Source organism: Companilactobacillus zhongbaensis (assembly GCF_003946515.1).
GTDB lineage: Bacteria > Bacillota > Bacilli > Lactobacillales > Lactobacillaceae > Companilactobacillus > Companilactobacillus zhongbaensis.
The window spans coordinates 25422-51336 of record NZ_RHOM01000005.1 but is presented as its reverse complement, the minus strand read 5'-3'; the positions used below and the strand labels follow the sequence as shown (position 1 = coordinate 51336).

General features: G+C 39.5%; 19 protein-coding genes. 1 reads left to right on the top strand and 18 read right to left on the bottom strand.

All coding sequences use genetic code 11. From position 1 onward, the window contains the following. Nucleotides 1-260: 260 nt before the first annotated feature. On the top strand, nt 261-572 hold the full coding sequence (locus EKM69_RS12255; RefSeq protein WP_164505837.1) for a hypothetical protein: 312 nt from the start codon (nt 261-263) through the stop codon (nt 570-572). Between the two features lie 175 nt (nt 573-747). Here the strand turns inward: EKM69_RS12255 and proS are convergent, their stop codons facing one another. The 18 genes from proS to EKM69_RS03510 all read right to left on the bottom strand — a co-directional run bounded on the left by proS (nt 748) and on the right by EKM69_RS03510 (nt 25877). Next, nucleotides 748-2187 carry a proline--tRNA ligase gene (gene proS, locus EKM69_RS03600; RefSeq protein ID WP_125708219.1) on the bottom strand — a complete coding sequence of 480 codons (1440 nt, stop codon included), beginning with the start codon at nt 2185-2187 and terminating at the stop codon, nt 748-750. A 319-nt stretch (nt 2188-2506) separates the two neighbouring features. Beyond that, entirely contained in the window at nt 2507-3835 is a 1329-nt protein-coding gene (locus tag EKM69_RS03595) for a dihydrolipoyl dehydrogenase family protein (protein WP_125708217.1), read from the bottom strand. 113 nt (nt 3836-3948) lie between these two features. Continuing rightward, entirely contained in the window at nt 3949-5247 is a 1299-nt protein-coding gene (locus tag EKM69_RS03590) for a hypothetical protein (RefSeq protein WP_125708215.1), read from the bottom strand. A 401-nt stretch (nt 5248-5648) separates the two neighbouring features. Beyond that, a complete protein-coding gene (locus EKM69_RS03585) occupies nt 5649-6617 on the bottom strand; it encodes a quinone oxidoreductase family protein (RefSeq protein WP_318530653.1) in 969 nt (322 codons plus the stop codon). 68 nt (nt 6618-6685) lie between these two features. Next, complete coding sequence (lepA, locus tag EKM69_RS03580) at nt 6686-8521, bottom strand: translation elongation factor 4 (RefSeq protein ID WP_125708213.1); 1836 nt, start codon at nt 8519-8521, stop codon at nt 6686-6688. Between the two features lie 531 nt (nt 8522-9052). Beyond that, entirely contained in the window at nt 9053-10189 is a 1137-nt protein-coding gene (dnaJ, locus tag EKM69_RS03575) for a molecular chaperone DnaJ (RefSeq protein ID WP_125708211.1), read from the bottom strand. A gap of 112 nt (nt 10190-10301) precedes the next feature. Continuing rightward, nucleotides 10302-12164 carry a molecular chaperone DnaK gene (gene dnaK, locus EKM69_RS03570; protein ID WP_164505836.1) on the bottom strand — a complete coding sequence of 621 codons (1863 nt, stop codon included), beginning with the start codon at nt 12162-12164 and terminating at the stop codon, nt 10302-10304. Nucleotides 12165-12192: 28 nt separating this feature from the next. Further along, nucleotides 12193-12771, bottom strand: a complete 579-nt coding sequence (gene grpE, locus EKM69_RS03565; protein WP_125708207.1) for a nucleotide exchange factor GrpE — start codon at nt 12769-12771, stop codon at nt 12193-12195. Nucleotides 12772-12785: 14 nt separating this feature from the next. Next, a complete protein-coding gene (hrcA, locus tag EKM69_RS03560) occupies nt 12786-13832 on the bottom strand; it encodes a heat-inducible transcriptional repressor HrcA (RefSeq protein WP_125708205.1) in 1047 nt (348 codons plus the stop codon). 159 nt (nt 13833-13991) lie between these two features. Then, nucleotides 13992-14933 (bottom strand): riboflavin biosynthesis protein RibF, encoded by a 942-nt coding sequence (ribF, locus tag EKM69_RS03555; RefSeq protein WP_125708203.1) that lies wholly within the window; start codon nt 14931-14933, stop codon nt 13992-13994. Between the two features lie 5 nt (nt 14934-14938). Continuing rightward, on the bottom strand, nt 14939-15847 hold the full coding sequence (gene truB, locus EKM69_RS03550; RefSeq protein WP_125708201.1) for a tRNA pseudouridine(55) synthase TruB: 909 nt from the start codon (nt 15845-15847) through the stop codon (nt 14939-14941). A gap of 66 nt (nt 15848-15913) precedes the next feature. Further along, nucleotides 15914-16270: a 30S ribosome-binding factor RbfA gene (gene rbfA, locus EKM69_RS03545; RefSeq protein ID WP_125708199.1), complete on the bottom strand. Its 357-nt coding sequence runs from the start codon at nt 16268-16270 to the stop codon at nt 15914-15916. Between the two features lie 11 nt (nt 16271-16281). Continuing rightward, complete coding sequence (gene infB / locus EKM69_RS03540) at nt 16282-19101, bottom strand: translation initiation factor IF-2 (RefSeq protein WP_164505835.1); 2820 nt, start codon at nt 19099-19101, stop codon at nt 16282-16284. 13 nt (nt 19102-19114) lie between these two features. Beyond that, complete coding sequence (locus EKM69_RS03530; protein ID WP_125708197.1) at nt 19115-19414, bottom strand: L7Ae/L30e/S12e/Gadd45 family ribosomal protein; 300 nt, start codon at nt 19412-19414, stop codon at nt 19115-19117. Further along, on the bottom strand, nt 19411-19719 hold the full coding sequence (gene rnpM / locus EKM69_RS03525) for an RNase P modulator RnpM (RefSeq protein ID WP_125708195.1): 309 nt from the start codon (nt 19717-19719) through the stop codon (nt 19411-19413). The genes EKM69_RS03530 and rnpM overlap by 4 nt, the downstream gene beginning before the upstream one ends. Nucleotides 19720-19740: 21 nt before the next feature. Then, entirely contained in the window at nt 19741-20991 is a 1251-nt protein-coding gene (gene nusA, locus EKM69_RS03520; RefSeq protein WP_125708193.1) for a transcription termination factor NusA, read from the bottom strand. A 10-nt stretch (nt 20992-21001) separates the two neighbouring features. Continuing rightward, on the bottom strand, nt 21002-21469 hold the full coding sequence (gene rimP / locus EKM69_RS03515) for a ribosome maturation factor RimP (protein WP_125708191.1): 468 nt from the start codon (nt 21467-21469) through the stop codon (nt 21002-21004). 106 nt (nt 21470-21575) lie between these two features. Continuing rightward, the gene (locus EKM69_RS03510; RefSeq protein ID WP_125708190.1) at nt 21576-25877 is read right to left on the bottom strand and encodes a PolC-type DNA polymerase III; all 4302 of its coding nucleotides are present in this window, start codon (nt 25875-25877) and stop codon (nt 21576-21578) included. Nucleotides 25878-25915 lie beyond the last annotated feature (38 nt).

The window sequence follows — 25915 nt, the reverse complement described above, 5'->3', positions numbered from 1 at the left end:
GGGCGCTATATGGGATTGGAACGTAGCCGACATCGATTTGAACTATCCGAAAGGTTCACTCGGGCATTTCAAATACGAGTCTTTCACTAGGCAATAAATTACCAAGTGAAATTTGGCTACTGAACCCATATAGCGCCCCGCCCCTCCACCTAGTTTGGAGGATAACCAATATCTTTTTTTGGGGTAGTCGGCTCCACTCTAGGGTGTTCAAATTGGCTGTGCATCAACTCCTTATTTCTCACTTGTCTATCTCAATCTAGTTGGAAACAGAAAGTTCAAAAACAAAAAACAAAAGCGAAACCAAATTTTTTCCTACCAAGCAAAGAAGCGATGATATAGCACCACAAAAATCGAAAAGATTAGTACCCAAAAGCAGAATCCTAGGAATCAACAAAAATAAACCAATCTATCTAACCAAAACAGTTTTGCACTATAGAGATAAGTACCGTATCCCACCAAAAAGTGATTTTTGTACGATTTTAGGTCCTGTGGGGGTGGAGGAAATTCGCCGTCAGCCGCGAAATTTTCGTTTGCACGGCATGGGCCGTGCTTACGAAAAGGTCAAGCTTTGAGATGTCCGAAGCGGTCTCCTTCGGATAGCTCAAAGTTGGCCCGCAGCGTTCCACGGCGCAATTTCCGGAACCCCCACAGGACCGGGAACAAACCTCCACCCAACATACTTCCGCAAAAAACATCAAACACAAACATAAAAAAAGCTAGCATTAAAAATGCTAGCTCAGTCTTAAACTAATAAGCTCTCGCAATCCATACTGTGTACTTAGCTGGCTTGCCACTTACAATATCGACTTTCTTTTCCATTGGTGGGTTGAAAGGAATGTTACGAGTTGTGAAGCCTGTTTCTTCTTTGATCTTAGCTTCTGTCTCTTCTGTTCCGTCCCAGCCGATCAATACGAATCCTGGAATTTCGTTGTTTTCTTTGCATGTATTGATGTGTTTCTTCAAGTCATCCAAAGTATCGATATCGTAATGTTCGTTGGCTTTGTTTCTGGCTTTTGCTGATTCTAAAAGTCTTGTTTGCATTGTATCAAGTTCTTCACTGATCTTATCTTCAATGCCATCAAGAGCAACTGAATCTTTATCATCAAGGTCACGCATCTTAATAACTGCAGATGAGTTCTTGATATCTCTAGGTCCAAGTTCAACGTGCATTGGAACACCTTTTTGTTCCCATTCGTTGAATTTGTATCCTGGTGTGTTATCTGTATCGTCGATTTCAACACGGATATTTTTGGCTTCCAAGTTAGCTTTGATTTTTTCAAGAGTTTCCATGATCTCAGGATTCTTTTGCCATGGACCTACGGGAATCAATGCTACTTGTGTTGGGGCGATCTTAGGTGGTAAGACGATTCCCTTTTCGTCACCGTGAACCATGATAGTTGCACCGATCAAACGAGTTGAGATTCCCCATGATGTCGTGTATACGTACTTGTGAGTGTCATCTTTATCAAGGAATTTGATGTCAAATGACTTAGCAAAGTTTTGGCCTAAGAAATGTGATGTACCAGCTTGAACGGCTTTACCATCACGCATCATTGTTTCAATTGAATAAGTATCAACGGCACCGGCAAAACGTTCTGAAGGTGTCTTTTGACCTTTGTATGAAGGAATAGCTAAGAAGTTAACGATCAAGTCTTCATAAGCATCAAGAACTGACATTGTTCTCTTTCTGGCATCTTCTTCAGTTGCGTGTGCTGTATGACCTTCTTGCCAGAGGAATTCTGAAGTTCTCAAGAATGGTAGAGTCTTTTTCTCCCATCTGAAGACGTTAGCCCATTGGTTGATCTCATAAGGAAGATCACGATATGAGTTGATCCAGTCACTAAAGGCATTACCGATCATAGTTTCTGATGTTGGTCTCAAAGCATAAGGTTCATCAAGCTTTTGGTCACCAACTTGTGTCATCCAAGGAAGCTCAGGAGCAAATCCCTCGATGTGTTCTTCTTCTTTTTCGAAGAAGTGCTTAGGGATCAACAATGGGAAGTAAGCATTTCTGATCTTTTGAGTTGCAAGATACTTGTTAAATTCTGCTTGAATACTTTCCCATAGTGAATACCCGTCTGGCTTAAAAATGATACATCCACGTACTGGTGAATATGACATTAAATCGGCATTCTTAATAGCTGTTAAATACCATTCTGAAAAGTTCTCTTTTTGTAAATCTGACATTCTATCCCTCCTAAATGTATAAAAAAAACTACCTCATCCAACAAAGGACGAAGTAGTTTCCGTGGTGCCACCTTAATTAATCTTCATTTCGAAGATTCACTCGATTCGTAACGCTGAATAGCGATTGTCTTGCGACAACAAGTAGATTTGGCAGGTTCATGAACAGTTCACGGTGTTCTATCTTCCAGCAATTGATAGATTCTCTGGCGCCGTCTGGTCATTAATATTCCAAATCTTTAAAGCTATACGTTTAATATAGTGAACTATTTAATTTTTGTCAACTTGTATTGGAAATTATCGATTGTTTCGATAACTATTTTTAAAATAAGTATTGCAAGTCACTAGCAACGGTTGGATAGCCAAAGATGAAGTCGTTCAATGAACTGTTGTCCATCTTTTTATCGATGGCAATCGTCAACAAGTTGATCAGCTCATCAGCTTGCTCAGTCAGCACGGTTGCTCCGACAATTGTTTTATTTTTGTCCAATACTATTTTGGCTGCCGCTTTGGGTTCATTTAAGCGGTGATATGTGAACCAGCTAGTTAGATCAAACTCGCTTACTTGGTAATGATCGGAGTCAGCCTTAGCTTCTGGGATAGATACACCGACTTTGGCTAATTTTGGGCTCCCATAGACGAGCGTTGGAATGGCTGGATAAGTGATTGGAGTATTGATTTTACCCAAAATGTGTTGAACCGCGTATTTAGCCTCAAAACCGGCAACTGGCGTTAACTTCGGTTCTGTTTTTGCGATAACATCTCCGACCGCATAGATCTTAGGATTAGTAGTTTGGAGATTGTCGTTTACCTTGATCCCTGCTTTTTCAACAGTCACACCAGCTTTGTCTAAATTCAATTCGGCAACGTTGGGGATACGACCGGTTGCACAGACTACGGCTCCGGTATTCAATTCAAAATCCTTAGCTTGGATCGATAAACCATCAGCAGTCTTTTTCACTTCATCAACATCCACATTAAAGTGAAATTTGATGCCACTGGCTTTCATGTGTTCTACCATATCGTCAACAAAGTCACCATCAAAAGCTTTGAGCGGACGATCATTATGATGGATCAAGTGGACTTCTGCTCCTGTTGCACTAGCAATATTAGCTAATTCCATCGCGATATATCCTGCACCGATGAACGTGATCGATTTAGGCATTTCTTTCATCGATAAAAATTCATTACTCGTGATCATATTATCTGATCCGGGAATATTTAAGAGCGATGGTTTTTGACCAGTCGCAATAATGAATTTATCAGCTTGGAATGTTTCTGATCTAAGCTTTATCTCATTTTCAGAAATAAAGCTGGCATTACCATGAAAAGTATCGATTCCTGCTGAATCAAGACCATTTTTAGTGCCTTCTGGGACCTTTGAGGTATAGGTTTCCTTAAAACGCTCCATCTCCGTCCAATTAGCATAAGGAACTTCTGAAAAGCCGTTGCCTTGTAACTGTTTGATCCGGTCACGGGCTTCAACGGCACTCAGTAACATCTTCTTAGGATCACAGCCACGGTTGGGACAAGTTCCACCCCAGAGATCACCTTCAAAAATCGCAACAGTCTTTCCTGCAGCTTTTAAGCCATAGGCAGCCGCACCACCAGCAGGACCTCCACCGATAACAATTGCATCATAATTTTTCATCCAGCATTCCTCCTTAAAAATGTTTGATCAATAATCTTATTGTAGCCTAAAAATATTTTTTCCCAAATAAAAAAGCCTTGAAGCTTTTCGCCTCAAGACTTAGTTTTAGTCGATTATTTTAGTAAACCTGTTAGACCACTCACAATTGATGAAATAGTCTTTCCTGCACTAGTTAAACCACTAACAGCATCTCCGGCTTTACTTACGAGGCCAGAAACTCCACCAGTAATTTTTGATACAGTCTCACCGACTTTTTGTACTCCGTCAGCAACAGTTGAAACGGTATCTGTAACTTTCTTGACACCACTGTTAACACCATCAAGTACATCACCGGCAGTACCAGCAACTTTCTTAACAGCGCCAGTAACGCCATCGTAAACGCTACTTACATCGTTTGCAGCATCTTTAGCAGCAGTACGTACATTGTCCAATGCACCCTTACCGTTGTCAAAGATTGCTTGGCCAGTTTGACCAAGATTGTTTACGGCATCCTTCAAATCAGTAACAGGAGCTGATACTAATTTCTTAGTAGTGTCGTGCAAGCCTGAAAGGCTTTCACCAGTCTTCGATAAGTTATCTATCACAGATGTTACATTTCCCGTGGCAGCATTGTTAATGTCTGTCAAGTTTGTAAGTCCATTAGTAATACCGTTTGTAATAACTTTACCAGGTTCTTGTAGCAAACCTTGAGTCTTGTCGATAGCATTAGTTACTGAATCAGCTGTATCACCAGTCTTGTCAGCAGCATTTTTGATAGTGTCCAATGGATCTGCAGGTGCTTCTGCGTCTGCACTTGCATCAGCATCGGCCGAAGCATCAGCTGAAGTATCTGTAGGTGCTGCAGGAGCTTCTGGTACTTCTACAGCAGCATTAGGATCAGATTCTGACAAAGCAGGCAAGTAGATCCAGCCAGTTACATTATCATTGTTAGTAACTTGTTCATACAAATTACCTTCAGCGTTAGCAGCTTGGTTCAAGCCTTTGAATACAGTGTGTGTGTAGTCTCCACCCTTGGCTACTACTTGAGAAGTATCACTGTATGGAGTGTCCCAGATGTAGTAATCAGGGTTAGCGATCCAATAAGCTCTTCCTTCAGTATAGTTACCACCAGTTGTTGGCTCTGTTGATGAAACTGTTGGTTCGCTAGTACCTTGAACTTGAGCAGCTTGGTCAGTTGGATCATTTTCAACTACCAAAGGAGCATTTTGTTCTTGAGTCGTAGCAACAGCTTCTGGAGCTTGTTGACTAGCTTGAGTATTGGCTACAGTATTTGTTTGTTCTGTTTCAGTAGCAACATCTTCTACTGGGGTTTGATCAGTAGAATTCGTGTCAGCAGCTTGAGCGTTACCGGCACCGAGCAAAGCAACTGGAATTGCTAAGAGTGAAGCATAAAGTAGGTTGTATTTCTTCATAACACATTCCCCCAAAAAATATACATTTATTAATCAATTTGTTAATACATAAATTATAAACCCATAGTAAAAAAATGTAAACGCTTTTATTACTAAAATATCAGTAATTATAGTAATTTTTTAGTTATCAATAAACTGATTTCTATAAGTATTTTTTTAAGTTAAGGTCAGCTTTATGTGACTTGCATCACAAATCGATGATAACGCTTACCTTTCTCTAATCGCCTACATCAATTGCCGCAACTATTGTATAGCCCAATTATTTAAAGAAAATTAGAATTATGAGAATGTGAAATTTGAAAATTTAAATTACATAAAATCATTTCTAAAAATTTAGTTATTATTTACTAACGTTAACTAAAACATCATATAAATAATTACTATATTTCAGTATTTCGATATTATTGAATTTTGATAATGATCCTTTGACGATGATTTTGGTTATTTTCTAGTGAAATGTGGGCATATTTGACGTCATCAAGCGATTTAATTAGTAAATCATCATCTAACAATTTGTTGTCGCCGAAATATTGATTTAAAAACATTCCTGCTTTTTGAATCTGTGAGATATTCGCATGGCTAATCACAAAACCTTTGATCTGCTTTAGGTTCATGTAAAAATCGCTGACTTTGAACTCAAAATGGTCATCACTTGGGGCAGTGATCAAGCCGATCTGTCCTCCTTGATTTAAATGATCCAAGTTTTGTTGCAGCCCATTTTTACCAGAAGTATCAATTATGTAATCAAAATTCTCATCAATTTCGGATACTGGATCTGAATAATCATAAGTTGATGTGGTTCCCAAATTTTTCAAATTATCAAAGTCTCGTTGATTGCTGGTCGTTGATACCGTTAGTCCGTTAATATTGGCAATAGAAACCAACTTTGTACCGACGTGTCCCCCTGCGCCTTCGATCAAGATCTTATTACCCGATTTCACACGTAAAATGTCATCCAATAATATTTCAGCAGTAGCACTTGAATGCACGGACGCTAATAACTGCAATTCATCAACGCCTTCAGGATTTGGAAAAAGTCTCTCTGCCGGAATGGCTGAAAATTCACTCGTAATACCAGGTCGCCCATCATACCCCATCGAATTCGTCCAAACTCTTTGGCCAATAGAAAACCCATGAACGTTTTCACCGATTTTTTCAATTTCCCCCACTGCATCTCTTCCAACAACGAATGGATATTTCATCTTAGTTTTAAACGCTCCTGAACGTACGAACGTGTCAACATGGTTGACCGATGCTGCGTGAATTCTGACGAGGACTTCGTTTTTACTAATTTGTGGTATATCAATTTTTTCAATTTTTATTTCATCTGGAGTCCCTGTTTTTTCAATAACAGCTGCTTTCATTTTCATAGTAATCCCCCTACCTATCGAAAAAAACCGTTAAACTTACATATTGTAAATTAACGGTTTTTGTATTATTAATCAGATTCTTTGCCTCGATTTAAGTTTAGAACAGACATGAATGCTTCTTGCGGAATAGAAACTTTTCCAACTTCTTTCATTCGTTTCTTACCTGCTTTTTGCTTATTCAATAGCTTGTCCCGACGGGTTCTGTCACCACCATAAAGTTTAGCAGTAACATCTTTTCGATAAGCTTTGACTGTCGCACGAGCAACGATCTTATTACCGATGGCTGCTTGGATCGGAATCTCAAACATCTGACGTGGGATAACTTCTTTTAGTTTCGAAACGATGTCACGTCCACGTTGATAAGCAAAGTCACGATGGACAATGAAACTCAGTGCATCGACTGGCTCACCATTCAACAAGATATCCATCTTAACTAGGTCACTTGGCATATAGTCTTCAACTTCGTAATCGAGTGAAGCATAACCTTTAGTATTTGATTTTAAATCGTCAAAGAAATCAAAAATTATTTCGAGCAATGGTAATTTATAAATCACATTAACTCGATATTTGTCTAAATAATCCATTGTCACGAACTCTCCACGTTTGCGTTGGCAAAGTTCCATGACTGGTCCAACAAAGTCTTCAGGGACCATTATTTCAGCTCTAACGTAAGGTTCCTTGATCTCTTGGATCTCAGAAGTCTCAGGTAGTTCAGCTGGATTATCAACAATGATCTTTTCACCGTCAGTCTTAGTAACATGATAGTCAACTGATGGCGACGTGATGATCAAGTCTAAGTTGAATTCTCGCTCGAGTCGTTCTTGAACGACATCCATATGCAATAACCCTAAGAATCCACAACGGAAACCAAAGCCTAAAGCTTGGGAAGTTTCTGGTTCGAATTCTAAGGCCGCATCGTTCAATTGCAATTTCTCTAAAGCTTCACGTAAGTCTTCATACTTACCGTTGTCGACTGGATACATACCAGCATAAACCATTGGTGTACTTTGACGATAACCAGTCAATGGTTCAGCAGTAGGATTGTTAGCCAGGGTAACTGTATCACCTACTTGAGTATCTTTAACGGTCTTGATACTTGCTGTGATATAGCCCACATCGCCAGCCATTAAGTAATCACGTGGAACGGCTTTCGGTGACATCACACCTACTTCAGTAACCTCAAATTTCTTTTGATTGTTCATGATCTCAATCGTATCACCAGGCTTAACTACACCTTCAAAAAGACGGACATTTAAAACGACTCCACGATATGAATCGTAGACAGAATCAAAAATCAATGCTTTCAAAGGTGCTTCAATATCACCTTGTGGTGCAGGGACATCTGTGACGATCCGTTCGATCAATTCATCAATACCGACACCAGTTTTAGCAGAAGTTAAAACGGCACTTTCGGCATCGATACCGATCATCTCTTCGATCTCTTCTTTGACCTTATCTGGATCAGCTGAAGGAAGATCGATTTTATTAATGACCGGCACGATCTCTAAATCATTATCAATTGCTAAATAAGTATTAGCTAATGTTTGAGCTTCAACACCTTGGGCTGCATCAACGATCAATAAAGCACCTTCACAGGCAGCTAATGATCGTGAAACTTCATATGAAAAGTCAACGTGTCCTGGGGTATCAATCAAATGAAAAATGTAAGTTTCACCATCATTTGCCTTATATTCCAGTTCAACCGCGTTCAACTTGATAGTAATACCACGTTCACGTTCAAGTGGCATGTCATCAAGGATCTGAGCTTTCATATCACGTTTAGCGATTGTGTTGGTTTTTTCAAGAATTTGATCAGCAATCGTCGATTTACCATGGTCGATATGCGCAACAATGGAAAAGTTTCGAATGTGTTTTTGACGTTCTTTTAATTTATCTAAATCCATTTATGTGAATCTCCTTTAACTCAACCATTATAACAAAAAAAGGTTGAGGTTTGTCCCTCAACCTTTTATTGTTGTATTTTGAGATTTTTGGTTTGTGTTGTGATAAACCAAAATGTTTTGGTGCTGGTTTTTTTCTTGTGGAAATTGGGCTATTCAGTCTTGCTTACTAAGATTTCTGTGGATTGAATAGTATTTCTTCATTTATCATCAAGGATGTGAAAACTAATTTCGGCACACAGTGGTCTGCGGTTAACACATGTGTCGTGGCACGACTTTGAAGATATAAATTAGTGCTATCTAGGTTTACTTGCTAAATTTTCTGCAACTGGATAGTGCTTTTTATTTATATCCTCAAGGATGCTGAAACGAGCTCCGCGAGGTAGCGGCCTCCGGTTAACACATGTAGTCGCGGCACGGCTTCGCCGCACCTTGTGCGACTACACGCGTTAATCCTCAGCAGCTGACCAACCTCGCTGCGCTCTCTGTGTTTAAATCCTCAGCAGCTACCCGTGTGCCTCCGCTCTCTGTGTTTTAATCTCCATTAAACGCGTCTTTGATCTTATTGAAAAAGTTACTATCTTTTTCACGGATCTTGTTTCCGCCGGCTTCAGAGAACTTCTTTAAGGCTTCTTTTTGTTCGCCTGAGAGTTTTCTTGGTGTAACGATGTTTACTGTTACTTTTTCGTCACCGATGTTTTTACTGTTTAATACTGGTGCACCTTTTCCTTTTAGTCGGAATGATGTTCCGGTTTGTGTTCCACTTGGGATCGTCAATTTTACTGGTCCGTGGACTGTGTTGACATCGATTTCGTCACCTAGCGCAGCTTGTGGGAAGCTGATGTTTACTGAAGCGTAAATTGTTGAACCATTTCTGGTGAACTCTTTACTTGGTGAGACACGGAATACGATGTATAGATCACCGTATGGTCCACCGTTTTCGCCTGCTTCACCTTGTCCTTCGAGACGCATTTGTTGGCCATCTTCTACTCCGGCTGGGACGTTAACTTCTAGTGAGTGCTTTTCGTTAACTTTTCCTTCACCATGACAAGTTTCACACTTTTCTTTGATTTCTTTACCAGTTCCGCCACAGACGTCGCAGACTACACGAGTACGCATACGGCCTAGTGGAGTTTGACGGTCTACTTCCATGTATCCGGAACCGTGACATTTACTACATGTGATTGGATCAGTACCTGGCTTAGCACCGTTACCGCCACATGTAGCACATTTTTCTTCACGATTGTATGAAATGGTTGTCTTCTTTCCAAAGACACCTTCCTCAAAAGTTAAATCCATTCGGTATTGAAGGTCTGAACCTTGACGAGGTGCGTTAGGATTTTGACGCGCTGTACCGCCACCAAAGAATTGGCTGAAAATGTCTTCGAAACCACCAAAGCCCTGGCCGCCACCGCCACCAAAGCCACCGAAGCCTTGACCAGCGCCACCGTTCATGCCAGCAGAACCATATTGGTCATACTGAGCACGTTTTTGAGGGTCTTTGAGAGTTTCATATGCATCGTTAATATCTTTAAATTTTTGTTCAGCATCAGGAGCTTTGTTAATATCTGGATGATACTTCTTTGAAAGCTTTCTGAATGCGTGCTTTATGTCATCTTGTGAGGCATCTTTATCGACACCTAAAACGTCATATGGATCTCTGTCAGCCATTAAAAATCACCTTTATATAAAAGTTGGGACAAATTTCTTTGTCCCAACAATCTAATTTATTGCAACAACCAGATTATAACAGTTTTGGCTGTCATAGTCTCAAGTTGAGTGCTTATTTATCCTTATCAGGATCTACTTCTTTGAAGTCTCCATCAACGGTTTTATCGTCATCTTTATCTTTGCCATCAGCACCAGTTGCACCTTCTGCACCGGCAGCACCTTCAGCGCCACCTTGGGCTTGTTGTGCTTGTTGATAAAGTTTAACTGATAAGTCTTGGATGATCTTGTTCAAATCATCGCGTTTTGACTTCATTTCTTCGATGTCACCAGAATCTTGAGCTTTCTTCAAGGCATCACGTGCATCTTCTGCCTTCTTGATCTCGTCATCAGAAACTTTGCCTTTGACATCTTTAAGAGTCTTGTCTGTTTGGAACAATGCTTGTTCAACGTCGTTCTTAACATCTACTTCTTCTTTACGTTTATTATCTTCAGCTTCGTTTTCCTTAGCTTCTTTCATCATTTGATCGATTTCTTCATCGCTCAAACCTGATGAACTCTTGATAGTGATCTTTTGTTCCTTGTTTGTTCCCATATCTTTAGCAGAAACATTTACAATACCGTTCTTATCGATATCGAATGTAACTTGGATCTGAGGTACACCACGAGGAGCTGCAGGAATGTCTGTCAATTGGAAACGACCTAATGTCTTGTTGTCGGCAGCCATTGCACGTTCACCTTGAAGTACGTGAATATCAACAGCGCTTTGGTTATCTGCTGCAGTTGAGAATACTTGTGATTTACTTGTTGGGATAGTTGTATTTCTATCGATCAACTTAGTAAATACACCACCCATTGTTTCGATACCTAATGACAATGGAGTAACATCAAGCAAGACAACATCCTTAACATCACCTGAGATAACACCACCTTGAATAGCGGCACCTAAAGCAACAGCTTCGTCAGGGTTGATTGAGTGGTCAGGTTTCTTTCCTGTCCAGTTTTCAACGGCTTCTTGAACTGCAGGGATACGTGTTGAACCACCATTTAAGATAACTTTATCGATGTCACCATTTGATAATCCAGCATCTTTAAGTGCGTTGTCAACTGGTGTCTTAGTTCTTTCAACTAAGTCAGCAGTTAATTCGTCAAACTTAGCACGTGTCAACGTTTCTTCCAAGTGAAGTGGTCCATTAGCACCAGATGAGATAAATGGCAAACTGATTGAAGTTTGGCTAACACCTGAAAGGTCTTTCTTAGCTTTTTCAGCAGCATCCTTCAATCTTTGAAGAGCCATCTTATCTTGTGATAGGTCAACGCCGTTCTTAGCTTTAAATTGGGCAACTAACCAATCCATGATGTGTTGGTCAAAGTCGTCACCACCAAGTTTTGTATCACCATTTGTTGAAAGTACTTCGAATACTCCATCACCTAATTCAAGGATAGAAACATCAAATGTACCACCACCAAGGTCGTATACAAGAACTTTTTCGTCACCCTTGTCGTTGTCCAAACCGTAAGCCAATGCTGAAGCTGTTGGTTCGTTAACGATACGTTGAACATTTAGTCCAGCAATTTTACCAGCATCTTTAGTTGCTTGTCTTTGTGAATCGTTGAAGTATGCAGGAACTGTAACAACAGCATCTGTAACTTCTTCACCTAAATAATCTTCAGAAAATTTCTTGATGTATTGTAGGATCATAGCAGAAATTTCTTGTGGTGTGTATGACTTACCAGCAACGTTTACTTTATATCCTGCTTCACCCATGTGTCTCTTAATAGATGATACTGTGTCTGGGTTTGTGATTGCTTGTCTTTTAGCAACTTCACCTACTTGAATTTCACCATCTTTGAATGCAACTACTGAAGGAGTTGTTCTTGCACCTTCTGGGTTGGCAATAATCTTGGGAGAACCACCTTCAAGAACAGCTACAGCTGAGTTTGTAGTACCCAAATCAATACCGATTACTTTAGACATATACAAATACCTCTTTTTTTAAATTAAATTATTTTGCAACGATTACCATTGCTGGACGTAATACTCGATCATTGAGCTTATATCCTTTTTGAAGAACTTGGACCACGGTGTCTTCTGGATGATCCTTATCGGCAGGAACAGTTTGTACTGCTTGACTGTCATTTGGATCAAACTTCTCGCCCACATTATCAATAGCAGTTACGTTGTTATCATTAATTGCTTTGACCATGTGTTGTTGCACCATTTCAACACCTTTTTTGAGTTGCTTGCCAGTTTCGTCATTAACTTCAACAGTTAATGCTCGTTCTAAATTGTCGAGCACTGGCAAGATCTCTTTGGCTAATTTTTGACCATCATACTTGATGATGCTGGCAACCTCTTTCTTTTGCCGATTAGCCATGTTTTGAATTTCTGCTTGAGAACGAATGTATTTATCGTCCAGTTCAGAATTCTTCTTTTGGAGTTCTTCAATTTGTTTTTGAAGTTCAGCAATTTGTGGATCGACTTTCTTATCTGATTGAGGATCCTTTGTTTGCTTAGCTTCTGTTTCTTTTGGATCAACTTCTTCTGAAGCTTGAGCTTGTTGTTCTTTTTCCTTCTCTGCCATTACAGCCTCCTATATCATGAGTCATCATATCTCGAATAATAATCGATCAGTCGTTTAGCTAACTCTGTTCTAAATTCACCGAGTAGCCCGATCAACTGCGAATAATGCATTGTAGTTGGACCTAGCAAGGCAATTATTCCTTTACCATGGTGACCAACATCATAGTCCGCTGTGATGATACTGTAGTTCTTCAACGCATCCGAACCCAGCTCGCTTCCTAATCTAACTCGAATACCACTTTCAGATGAACTAGGATCCAAGAGTTTCTTCAAGTCGTTGCTTTGATTAATGATCGAAAACAACGATTGAACTTCTTGCATGTCATTACTATCAGCGTAATTCAACAAGTTTAATTGTCCGTCGACAAAATACTTGTCTGAATCGGCCTTTTGGAAAAGATCATCGACCATGTCGACTAACCCTGAAGCTGAATGCATGTAGTTAGATAAAATGATTGGTACATCATCATGTAACATCTCTATTACCTTAGGTAAAGGTTGACCAACTAATTTGTCATTAACGATCTTGACAAACTTTTCAATTAAAGAACTGTCTAATTCATCATCAACTGTGTAAATATTGTTTTCCACGTTGTTGTCACTAGTAACAATAATTGCCATGATTTGATGGGAATTAAGTGGAACGATCCTAAATCCAGTTAATAATGTTTTGCTGCTTTCAGGCCCTAAGGTGATAGCTGTATAGCTAGTTAGGTGTGAAAGTATCTTAGCAGATCTTTCGATAATATCATCAAGTTGATGATACGTCTGCCCAAAGTCTTCATCGATCTTCTTGGCGACATCTCTTGGAACAATGCTTGGTTGTACCAAGTAGTCCAAATAATAACGATAGCCGTTGATCGATGGGACCCTTCCAGAGGAAAGATGAGTCTTCTCGAGATAGCCTATCTCCTCTAGCGTGGCCATTTCATTTCTGATTGTTGCCGAACTAACGTGAAATGGTAGAGCATTCATCAATGTTTTTGATCCAACCGGCTGGCCGGTATCTGTAAAAATGCGCACGACTTCTCTCAAGATAGCATCTTGACGTTCCGATAACATTATACCGTCCTCCTTTTAGCACTATTCATATTGGAGTGCTAACAATGTAAAATATAACAATCTAGCCCTTATGTGTCAAGTAATGCAATTTAAAAAAATAAAAATTTTTCACAAATAAAAATCCCAGCATCCAAGTGAATGCTAGGATCAAAATTGCTATTAAATATTTTTCAATAATGCCTTTGAATCGTCTTGATCATGATGAAGTTGAGCTACTAATCCGTCAGCACCATTGAACTTGATTTCTCCGCGTAAATAATGGATCCACTCAATCGTGACTGGTTGATCGTAAATATCTTCATCAAAGTCAAAAATATTACACTCAACAGTTACACCCGTGTTCTCAGCAAAAGTTACATTGTATCCTACTGAGGTCATCGAATCATACCATTTACCATTCACTTGGATCCTTGTCGCATACACACCGATTGATGGGATCAATTCGTCTTTACCGACGGCTAAATTAGCTGTGGGAAATCCCAGTGTCCGGCCACGTTGTAATCCGTGGACTACGATGCCAGTGTTTTGATAATAGTATCCCAATAAATGGTTAGCTTGGTCGATTTGGTCAGCCAAAATTAATTCTTTGATCGAGCTCGAGCCGATTTTTTCTTCATCAAAAGTTTGCTTAGGGACCGTGACGATTTCAAATTCGTCGTGAGAATAGCTGGGTAAAGTCTGCATGTTAGCCACATCGCGTTTGCCATAAGTGTAATCAAAGCCACCGACTACAAACTTAGCTTTCATCCCGATCATGTATTCATCAACGAATTGTTGAGGCGTCAGTTTAGAAAAATCAGGCGTGAAGGTAATGAAATACAACTCATCGACTCCTAATTTCTCGATCAATTCAGCCTTACGTCTTTCCGTAGACAAGTATTTGAAGTTTTGTTCTTTTTGATAGACTACCCTAGGTGAACGATCAAATGTTATCAAGACAGACTTCAAGCCGTGTTTCTTAGCCAAGTCAACTCCTGTCTTGATAACCTTTTGGTGTCCACGATGGACCCCGTCGAAAAATCCCATGATCAAAACTGTATTTTCTTGTGGTATTTCGTCATCTCTCAATGGATGTGTTACGTGTAATATCTTCATAGCCATCTTCTTTACTCATTTTGTAATAACATTATATCCGGTACCCAGACATTACGGTCCTTGTCAAAGCGATAAATTGCCTTTGTGACCCCTTCTCTTTGGACCCGTAGTAACTTATCTTTATCTGCTTCAGCAACACTTAAAAAGCCGCCATGGACTACCTTAACATCCCATTCTTCATCCGTCAGTGGATGTGCAGGGAGATAATTTAGGACATCATCAATACTTTTGATGAAATCGTCACTACCTGATTTTACCATGGATTCGATTTCAGACAATTTGAAAGTATCATTAATTTCATAACCGGCACTCTTAGTTCTAGTAAGTTGGGACATGAATGCTGGCAAATCCAGTCTTTGACCGAACTCTACCGCTAAAGTTCTCACATAAGTTCCTTTTGAACATCTGACGTGAAATTTCAATTTCTGTTCACCAGTGCTCTCATCAAATTCAGGATTACCGATAATGTGAAAATCATAAATGGTGATATTGCGAACGGGGCGTTCTACCTCGATCCCCGCGCGAGCATATTCATACAATTTCTTGCCGTTAACTTTGACGGCTGAAAACATCGGCGGGATTTGTTCCAATGGACCAGTCATCTCTTGAAAAACTTGTTTGAGCCTTTCTTTAGAAATAGCTTCAGTCAGTTTAGTCTGGTCAACCGTTTCCCCTTCACGATCTTCGGTAGTAGTCGATCTCCCTAACGTGATCTCTCCTTCATATTCTTTCGGAGAGTTCGTCAAAGTATTAACTAACTTCGTTGCTTGTCCCACACAAATTGGTAAGACTCCATCGACCAATGGATCCAAAGTGCCAGTATGACCGACTTTTTTAGTTTTTAAGACTTTTCTCAATAAATAAACATAATCGGAACTCGTTTTGCCGAGTTCTTTGTAAAAAGGAACTACACCATTCATATTTTTCTCCGGATACAAAAATTACACCTAATCGGCAAAAGCAATTAGATGTAATCTTGTTATTTATTAACGATTTTGTTCATCTTGGTGTAACTTAGCGATCAACTGATCGATTTTTTCACCGTAACGAACTGATTGATCTTGTTTGAAGACTAGTTCTGGCACTTTGTACAAAGTTAGTCGAGAACCTAATTCTCCACGGATCAAACCTTTTGCTTTATCTAATCCTGCTTGTGTTTTTTCGACGTCACTAGCTTTTTCTGACAAAATACTGTAGAAAATAGTAGCTTGTTGTAAGTCACCAGTCATTTCTACGCCGGTAACTGTTACGCCTTGAACACGAGGGTCACGGACTCTTTTCAGCAAAATATCATTTACTTCTTTTTGAATTTCTTGTTCAACTCTACCAATACGGTGTTTCATAATATCATCTCCTATTTGACAGGAACTTCTTCCATCACATAGGCTTCGATTTCGTCGCCAATCTTGATGTCGTTGTAGTTTTCAATAGTAACACCACATTCGAATCCTGACTTAACTTCTTTGACGTCATCCTTGAATCTCTTAAGTGAGCCAAGTTTTCCTTCATACTTAACAACGCCATCTCTAATAAGTCTTACGCCACTATCTCTTGTGATCTTACCATTATCCACGATACAACCTGCGATGGTACCGATCTTAGATACTGAGTAAGTTTCGCGAACTGTTAAAGTACCAGTAACTTTTTCTTCGTATACAGGTTCAAGCATACCCTTCATGGCAGCAGTTATTTCATCAATTGCCTTATAAATAACTCTGTGAAGTCGGATATCAACATTTTCTTCCTTAGCTTGACTACGAGCCTGAGCAGTAGGTCTAACGTTGAATCCAATAATGATAGCATTTGAAGCTGAAGCTAAGGTAACATCACTTTCCGTGATAGCACCAACAGCTTGATGGATGATGTTAACACGAACTCCTTCAACATCGATCTTCTTCAAACTTCCGGCAATAGCTTCGGCAGAACCTTGAACGTCGGCCTTAATAATAACGTCAACAGTCTTGAGTTCTCCTTGTTTCATTGTTTCAAACAAGTTGTCCAATGTAACAGGGTTAGTATTTTGACGTTCTTTTTGAAGAGCACGACTAGCACGTTCTTCACCAGCGGCACGAGCAGTCTTTTCATCATCAAAGACTACAAACTTGTCAGCTGATTCAGGAACATCATTCAAACCAGTGATCTCGATAGGTTGAGAAGGAACAGCCTTCTTAACTTCCTTACCGTGATCATTAGTCATAGTTCTGACACGACCATAGGTGTTACCAACAACGACAGGATCACCAACATGTAGTGTACCTTGTTGTACTAATAGTGAAGCAACTGGTCCACGACCCTTGTCCAATTTAGCTTCGATAACAGTACCGATAGCTTTTTGATCAGCATTAGCTTTAAGTTCAAGCACGTCAGCTTCCAAGTTGATCATTTCTAGTAACTGGTCAACATTAGTACCTTGTTTAGCAGAAATATTAACGAAGATAGTATCCCCACCATAATCTTCAGGGATCAAATCATATTCCATCAATTGTTCTGTAACATGTTGTGGGTTTGCACCTGGCTTATCGATCTTGTTAACAGCAACGATGATAGGGTCGTTTGCGGCCTTAGCATGGTTGATAGCTTCGATAGTCTGTGGCATGACACCATCATCAGCAGCTACAACTAGAACAACGATATCAGTAATATCAGCACCACGAGCACGCATGTTAGTAAAGGCAGCATGTCCTGGCGTATCCAAGAATGTGATCAAACGATCTTGAAGTCTTACTTGGTAAGCACCGATATGTTGTGTGATACCACCGGCTTCACCAGCAGTAACATGAGTATGTCTCAAGTGGTCAAGCAAAGTAGTTTTACCGTGGTCAACGTGTCCCATGATAGTAACAACTGGTGGTCTTGGTGTTTGATTTTCAGTATTCTTAGTCTCTGCTTCGAAGTACTTGTCGATATCAGAAATGTCTTCTTGAACTTTTTCTTCAGCGTTAATACCGTAATCAGTAGCCAATAATTCAATCGTATCTTTGTCCAATGATTGGTTTTGGTTGATCATGATTCCTAACATGAATAGCTTCTTAACAATTTCAGCTGGTTCACGGTGAAGGATCTTACCTAAATCTTGAGCGTTCATACCAACGGTGTAAATCAATGTTTCTGGTAATGGACGTTCTTTTCTTTGTGGCATAACCTTCTTAGGTTCATTACGTTGTTGACGTTGTTGTCTCTTTCTTTCCTTCTTCTTCTTACGAGTACCGAAAGGATTTGCGAGATTAGTCTTATGTCCAAAATTACGGTTGTTGTTGTTATTTGGCTTCTTGTATTCTGCCTTTGGAACTTCTACCTTTGGAGTTGGAGTAGCCTTTGCTGCAGTTGTATTTGGTTTTGCAGCTGCCGTATTACGGTCATTTGTACGTGCTGCTGGACGATTGTTATTGTTGTTATGGTTGTTTGCACCATTATTATTGAATCGTCTTGAATCGTTTGGACGGTTATTGTTGTTCGAACGATTGTTAGCATGGTTGTTGTTATTATGATTATTGCTTGAATTATTGCGTCGATTTGTATTAGGACGATTTGTTGTACGACTTGCGTCTTGGATGTTCGTCTTATACTGTTCTAGATACTTGTTTCCAGCACTTTGTCTAGGTCTTGGTGCTTGTGCAGTTTGTTCACGTCTGACGTTATTGTTGCGACGGTCACGTGATTGGAAACTTCTATTGTTATTTGGTGTGCTGTTATTACTGTTGTTGTTATTGTTGCTGTGATTATTTGAACCGTTATTGTTACGGTTATTGTTTGGTCGATTATTGTTTGGACGTTGGTTGTTAGAAGCATTTCTGTTTCCACCATTATTATTGTTGTGTTGTCCATTATTGTGACCATGGTTGTTATGGTCAAAATGACCACGGTTGTTCTTGTTAGGATCACGTCTTACAGCAGATATCTTGATCTTAGTCTTGTGATCACCTGAGGAAGACTTCTCCTTATTATTTGAACTTGAATTTGCTGGCTTACTAGTATTAGTAGCAGCAGTATTCTTAGTTTCAGCTTTCTTAGCGTTTCCACCCTTCAAAGCTGAAACAATTTTCTTTTCACTTGATTCGTCGACAGATGACATATGATTTTTAACGTCAACGCCTAATTTAGCAGCAGCATCCAATACAACTTGGTTATCGACACTATTTTCTTTTGCAATAGTATAGATTCTCTTTTTGGCCATCCTATCACACTCCTTAATTTTGCATAATTTCTTTTAACCTTCTAGCAATTCCAAGATCAGTTATACCCATAACTTTTCTATCCTTACCAATTGATTTTTTTAACTCATCACTTGAAAAAACATCAATTATTGGTACTTCATAATATGAAGTTTTATCGTTAAGTGTTTTTTTAGTTCGTTCACTGCAGTCACTTGCCATTATAACCAATTTTATCGACTTGTCACGGATTCCTTTGATCGTGAGGTCAGTTCCACTAGTCATTTTACCGGCGCGCAATGCAATACCTAAAAAATTTAAGAACTCATCTTTCAATGTTTCTTACCTAAATCACCGAAGAGATCCATCCGAGCCTTTTGATGATCTACGAATTCGAAGAGTTCATCATAAAATTCAGGTGCCACTTTCGTTGAAAAAACTTTTTCGAGAATTTTCTTTGATTTGGCTTCTTTTACTGCTTCTGGTTCAAGACCGACGTATGCTCCACGTCCGGACTTCTTACCAGTAGGGTCAATTGAGATGTTACCTTCTTTATCTCTAACGATCCTTACCATTTCCCGCTTGGGATACATCTTCTCGGTAAGAACATCTTTACGCATTGGTACTTTTCTAGTTGCCATTGCTATCGCCCCCCTTTGGAATTATTCTTGTGTTTCAGAATTTGTTGCTTCATCAGTTGATTCGTCAGTAGTTTCGTCTGAATCATCAGTTTGTTCTGAAGCTTCTGAATCATCAACATCAGTTGTATCATCTGTTGCTACATCTTTATCTGCATTTACATCTGTATCTGCATCAGTAACAACATCACCATTTTCAACGTCTTCGATGTCAACGTCTTGGTCATTATCGTCAACGAATTCAACTTGTGATTCTGGCTTGATGTCGATCTTATAGCCCGTTAACTTTGCAGCTAATCTAGCGTTTTGACCTTTTTTACCAATGGCCAACGATAGATGATAATCTGGCACGATAACCATGCATTGTTGCTTGTCATCATCATCAAATTGAACAGCAATAACTTCTGCTGGGTTCAAGGCATTTGCAATGTAGTCTACTGGATCATCAACGTAAGGTACCACGTCAATGTTTTCACCATTCAATTCATCAACTACGGCTTGAACACGAGCACCCTTTGGTCCAACACAAGTACCGACAGGATCGATATCAGGATTATCTGATTTAACGGCGATCTTAGTACGGTCACCCGCTTCACGTGCAATTGAAACAATTTCAACTGTTCCATCATAAATCTCAGGAACTTCTTGTTCAAATAGTCGCTTAACTAAGTTTGGATCAGTTCTTGAAACAAAGACTTGAGGTCCCTTAGTAGCATTTTCTACCTTTGTTACGTAAACGCGGACACGATCACGAGGATTGTAGATCTCATTTGGCATTTGGTCTGACTTAGACATAACAGCTTCGATCTTACCAAAACTTACATAAACGAAACGATTGTCGCTACGTTCAACGATACCTTGGATGATCTCGTGTTCATATTGACTATACTCATTATAGATGATATCACGTTCTGCTTCACGGACACGTTGCATAATTACTTGTTTAGCAGTTTGAGCGGCAATTCGTCCAAAGTTCTTAGGAGTAACTTCCTCACGAATATGATCACCGATCTCATAGCCTCGACTTTGTTCTTGAGCATCAGCCAACGAAATCTCTAGGCGGTCATCAGCAACTTCTTCAACGACTTCTTTAACAGAGTAAACGTGAATGTTACCCTTCTTAGCATCGAATTCAACTTCAACGTTTTGAGCTTGATTGTAGTTACGTTTGTAAGCTGCAACTAAAGCTGCTTCAAGTGATTCAATAACGTAGTCTTTTTTGATGCCTTTTTCTTTTTCTAATGCATCTAATGCATCTACCATTTCTTTTGTCATGCTATTCTCCTTAGAATTCAATCGCAAGACGGATCTTGGCAATCTTATCTCGTTCGATCGTTACTTGCTTCTTAATGTTCTTAACTTTATAAGTCATCGTTATTTGATCATCAGTAATTGAATCGAGTTGACCTTCATAAACCTTTTCTCCATCTACCTTTTGGTAAAGGGAAACATTAACATATGCACCTTCATAATTACTTAAATCTTCGTCATTCGTTAAGGGACGTTCTGCACCCGGAGAAGAAACTTCTAAATAATAAGCTGGATCGATTGGATCTAGTTCATCTAATTTTTCCCCATATTCTTCACTAATAACGGCGCAATCATCGATCGTGATGCCGCCTTTTTTATCAGCGTAAACTCTCAAGTACCAGTCACCACGCTCATGAACAAATTCCAAATCCACTAGAAAAAAGTTATGTTTCTCTAATATTGGTTGTAAAATGGCTTTTAATTCATCAGTTTTGTTGTTCAAATTCACCCTCCATAGTAATCGGCAATAAAAAGAGTGAGCATTTCTGCTCACTCGTTCACGGTAATTAACTAAAGTATAATTTACCATAATAATCCGATTAAATCAACTAAAACAACGATAATTGGTTTTCATCAGGCATTCCATCTAAAACATGATTCTCTGACATGTATTCGATGATCGTCTTCGAGACTTTTCCACGATTAGAAAGGTCTTCTTTCGATAAGAATGGTTGTTCCTCACGGGCAGCAACGATTTGTTTTGCAACGTTGTCACCTAGCCCAGGAATTGCATTAAATGGAGCTAATAAAGTATGGTCGTCAACGATTTGGAATTCAAACGCATCAGACTTTTCAATATCTACCATCTTAATATTAAATCCACGCTCCAAACATTCGTTAGCCATTTCCAAAACAGTCAACAAGTTCTTCTCTTTAGTAGAAGCGTCCATTCCTTTATCAGTGATTTCTTTCATGGCATTCTTAACGGCTTCTTTTCCACTGGTCATCGCAACTAAGTTGTAATCATCAGCCCGAACTGACATGTAGGCACTGTAATAATAAAGTGGATAGTGAACTTTAAAGTAGGCGATCCGTAGAGCCATCAAAATATAAGCTGTAGCATGGGCCTTAGGGAACATATACTTGATCTTTAGACAAGATTGAATGTACCAATCAGGTACATCGGCATCTTTCATCGCTTGCTTCCATTCGTCAGGAATACCTCTACCCTTACGAACGTGCTCCATAATTTGGAAGGAAATCTGTGAATCCATACCATAGTGGATCAAATCCATCATGATATTATCACGACAACCAATAACATCCTTCAAAGTAACAACGCCTTGGTCGATCAATTCTTCAGCATTTCCTAACCAAACATCAGTACCATGGGACAAACCAGATATTTGCAGCAATTCGGCAAAAGTCGTTGGATGAGTTTTTTCAAGCATCCCACGAACAAATCTAGTACCAAATTCAGGAACACCTAAAGTTCCAGTCTTTGAAAAAATTTGTTCTGGTGTTACTCCTAATGCTTCTGTTCCTGAGAACAAAGACATAACTTCAGGATCGTCAACTGGGATCGTCAATGGGTCGATCCCCGACAAATCTTGGAGTGTCCGGATCATGGTTGGATCATCATGTCCCAAGATATCGAGTTTCAAGATATTATCATGGATCGAGTGGAAATCAAAGTGAGTCGTTTTCCAGGCAGCATTTTGATCATCAGCCGGATATTGGATCGGTGTGAAATCAAAAATATCCATGTAATCAGGAACTACGATAATACCGGCCGGATGCTGTCCAGTAGTTCTTTTTACACCAGTAGAACCAACGGCTAGTCGTTCTTCTTCGGCATTACGCAATTGTTGTCCGGTCAATTCTTCGTAATTTTTCACGTATCCAAAGGCTGTTCTGTCGGCAATAGTTCCGATAGTACCAGCTCTAAACACGTGATCCTCACCGAACAAGACTTTAGTATAGTTGTGAGCTACCGGTTGGTAGTCACCTGAGAAGTTCAAATCGATATCGGGAACCTTGTCACCCTTGAAACCTAAGAAAGTTTCGAAAGGAATATCTTGACCATCTTTTAACAACTCGGTTCCACATTCAGGACATTTTTTATCGGGCAAGTCGAATCCAGATCCCACTTCACCTTTGGTAAAGAATTCTGAATACTTACATTTAGGGCAACGGTAATGTGGCGCCAATGGATTAACCTCAGTAATACCGGTCATAGTAGCAACGAAACTTGAACCAACGGAACCACGACTACCAACTAAGTATCCATCTTTATTCGATTTATAAACTAGTCGTTGAGAAATCAAATAAATAACCGAGAATCCATTACCGATAATACTCTTAAGCTCTTTGTCCATTCGCTCTTGAACGATATCTGGAAGTGGATCCCCGTATAATTCATGAGCCTTATTGAGTGTTAAGTTACGGATCTCATCTTCTGCCCCATCCATTTTCGGAGTATAAAGACGATCTTTAACTGGTGAGATCTCTTCGATACCATCCATGATCTTCTTTGGATTATCAACGATGATCTCTTGTTCAGTTTCATCATCTAAAAAGGAAAAAGCATCAAACATTTCATTGGTCGTTCTAAATTGCACATCTGGTAATTCTTGTCGAGCAAGTGGATTACTCTTAACAGCTTTAATAACGATATCTCGATAAACCTTGTCGGTTTCATCTAAGTAATGAACATCCCCAGTAGCAACAACCGGCTTGTTGATCTCTTTACCTAATTTAACGATATTAGCAATGATCTCTTCCAAAGCTGTCTCATCACGGATGATCTTAATGTCGATCAAATGTTGGTAAACAGCTTTTGGCATAACTTCCAAGTAATCGTAGTATTGTGCGATTTCACGAGTTACGTCGTAACCTTTTTGCATCATGGTATTGAAGACTTCACCATCTTTGCAGGCCGAACCAACGACAATACCTTCACGGTATTTGTTCAATAATCGACGAGGTACGCGCGCTGTTCGATAAAAGTATTGCGTCATTGAATATGACACGATCTTAAAAAGATTCTTCAAGCCAGCTTGGGTTTTTGCAATCAAAATTGCATGGCTCGGACGAGCTTGCTTATATGCATCCTCACCACCAACATTGTCATTCAATTGTGAGACATTATTAGTGGAAAACTTAGCTTCTAATTCTTCGAAAAGCTTGTACATCAAATATCCAGTAGTTTCCGCATCGGAATCGGCTCGATGGTGATGTTCCAAGACGATATTGTAACGTTTAGCCAACGAATCAAGTTTATGGTTTCGATACTCAGAATGAAGTGTCCTTGACAATTCCAACGTATCGATCACAGGCATCGATAAGCGTTCCCGACCGATTCGAGTCAAAGCAGCATTCATGAATCCCATATCGAAAGTCACATTGTGTCCGACCAAGATATCGTCCCCGATAAAGTCCATGAATTCATTGATGATGACTTTTTCATCGGGAGCATCCTTGACCATGTCATCAGTAATACTCGTCAAATTAGTAGTAACTTCTGACAATGGATGACCTGGATTGATAAATTTATCAAAACGAGCAATAACTTCCCCGTCTTTCATCTTCGTGGCTCCGATTTCGATGATCGAATCGTAAACCGCTGAAAGACCGGTAGTCTCAGTATCAAAAATAACGTATTCTGCACCTTCAAGCGCTTCGTCGCGCAAATTGTATGCAATCGGATTACCTTCATCGACTAAGTCAATCTCGACACCGTAGCCGATCTTGACACCGAATTTTTGACCAGCTGAATATGCCTCCGGGAAGGCTTGTAAGGCACGATGATCTGTGATCGCAATAGCTGACTGTCCCCAGTCACTGGCACGTTTGATCAAAGCCGTAGGACTAGGAATAGCATCCATCTGGCTCATATTAGTATGGGCGTGGAGTTCGATCCGCTTGTTATCTTCAGGAGCTGTATCTTGACGAGATTCATGCTTGATCAAATTAATATCGTTTGCCATAATTACCAATTCACGAGAAAAGGTATCCTCTTGTACGTTTCCACGAACACGGATCCAAGCACCCTTATCCAAGTCTTCGAAAAAGACCTCATCATCATCACCGTTAGAAAACTTCTTAATACTAAATGATGAACTATAATCAGTAACCTTCAAGATCATCAACGAACGACCTGATTTAAGTTTGCGAACGTCTTTATCAAAAATATAACCTTCAACAACTTTGTTTCGATCTTCTTCGATAATATCGACCATTGATGTGATCGGTGCATCGTCGGCAATTTTCTTTCCTAGACGCTGGACATTGCTAGTCGAAGCCTTCTTAGCTTTTTTTTCGATCACGACTTTAGCCTTATCTTGGAAAGCTTTTTCCTTTTCAGCATTAGCAATTTTCAAGGCTTCCATCTTAGCTTGTGATTTAGCTTCGTCAACATTGCAACGGATCTTGAATGGTGGAAATCCTAAATTACTATATTCGTTTTGAATTCCCTCACAAATATCCCCATCCATAAAGTCAGCCATGAATTTATTTGAGACCGATAAAAATACTTGACCGTTTTCCAAATGTGGTGGATTTTGCTGCAACAATTGTGAGACCACTGGTGAATTCAATTGAGCTGTACTCAATACGAATTGCCAATAATCTTTGATCAAGTTTTCATCTAATGGGGCGTCTTTGACATCAATTTGAAAATCAACCGCCTTAATATCTTTAAAACCTTCTGTTAAGGCTTGCTTAAAAATCTGAAATTCTTGAAATGGCAAAATATTGCTGAACTCAAAAAAGAAAGTCCACCGTTGTGACTTCTTATGGACTTCAACTTTGTTCAATTTAGCATCATCAAACGAATGGCTGTTTGGTAAGATGTTGTTTAATTTAATCTGTTCGATCAGAATTTGAAATAAATCTTTGTTATCTGACATAAAAAATACCTTTCGTGAATAAAAAAAGCTTAAGCCTC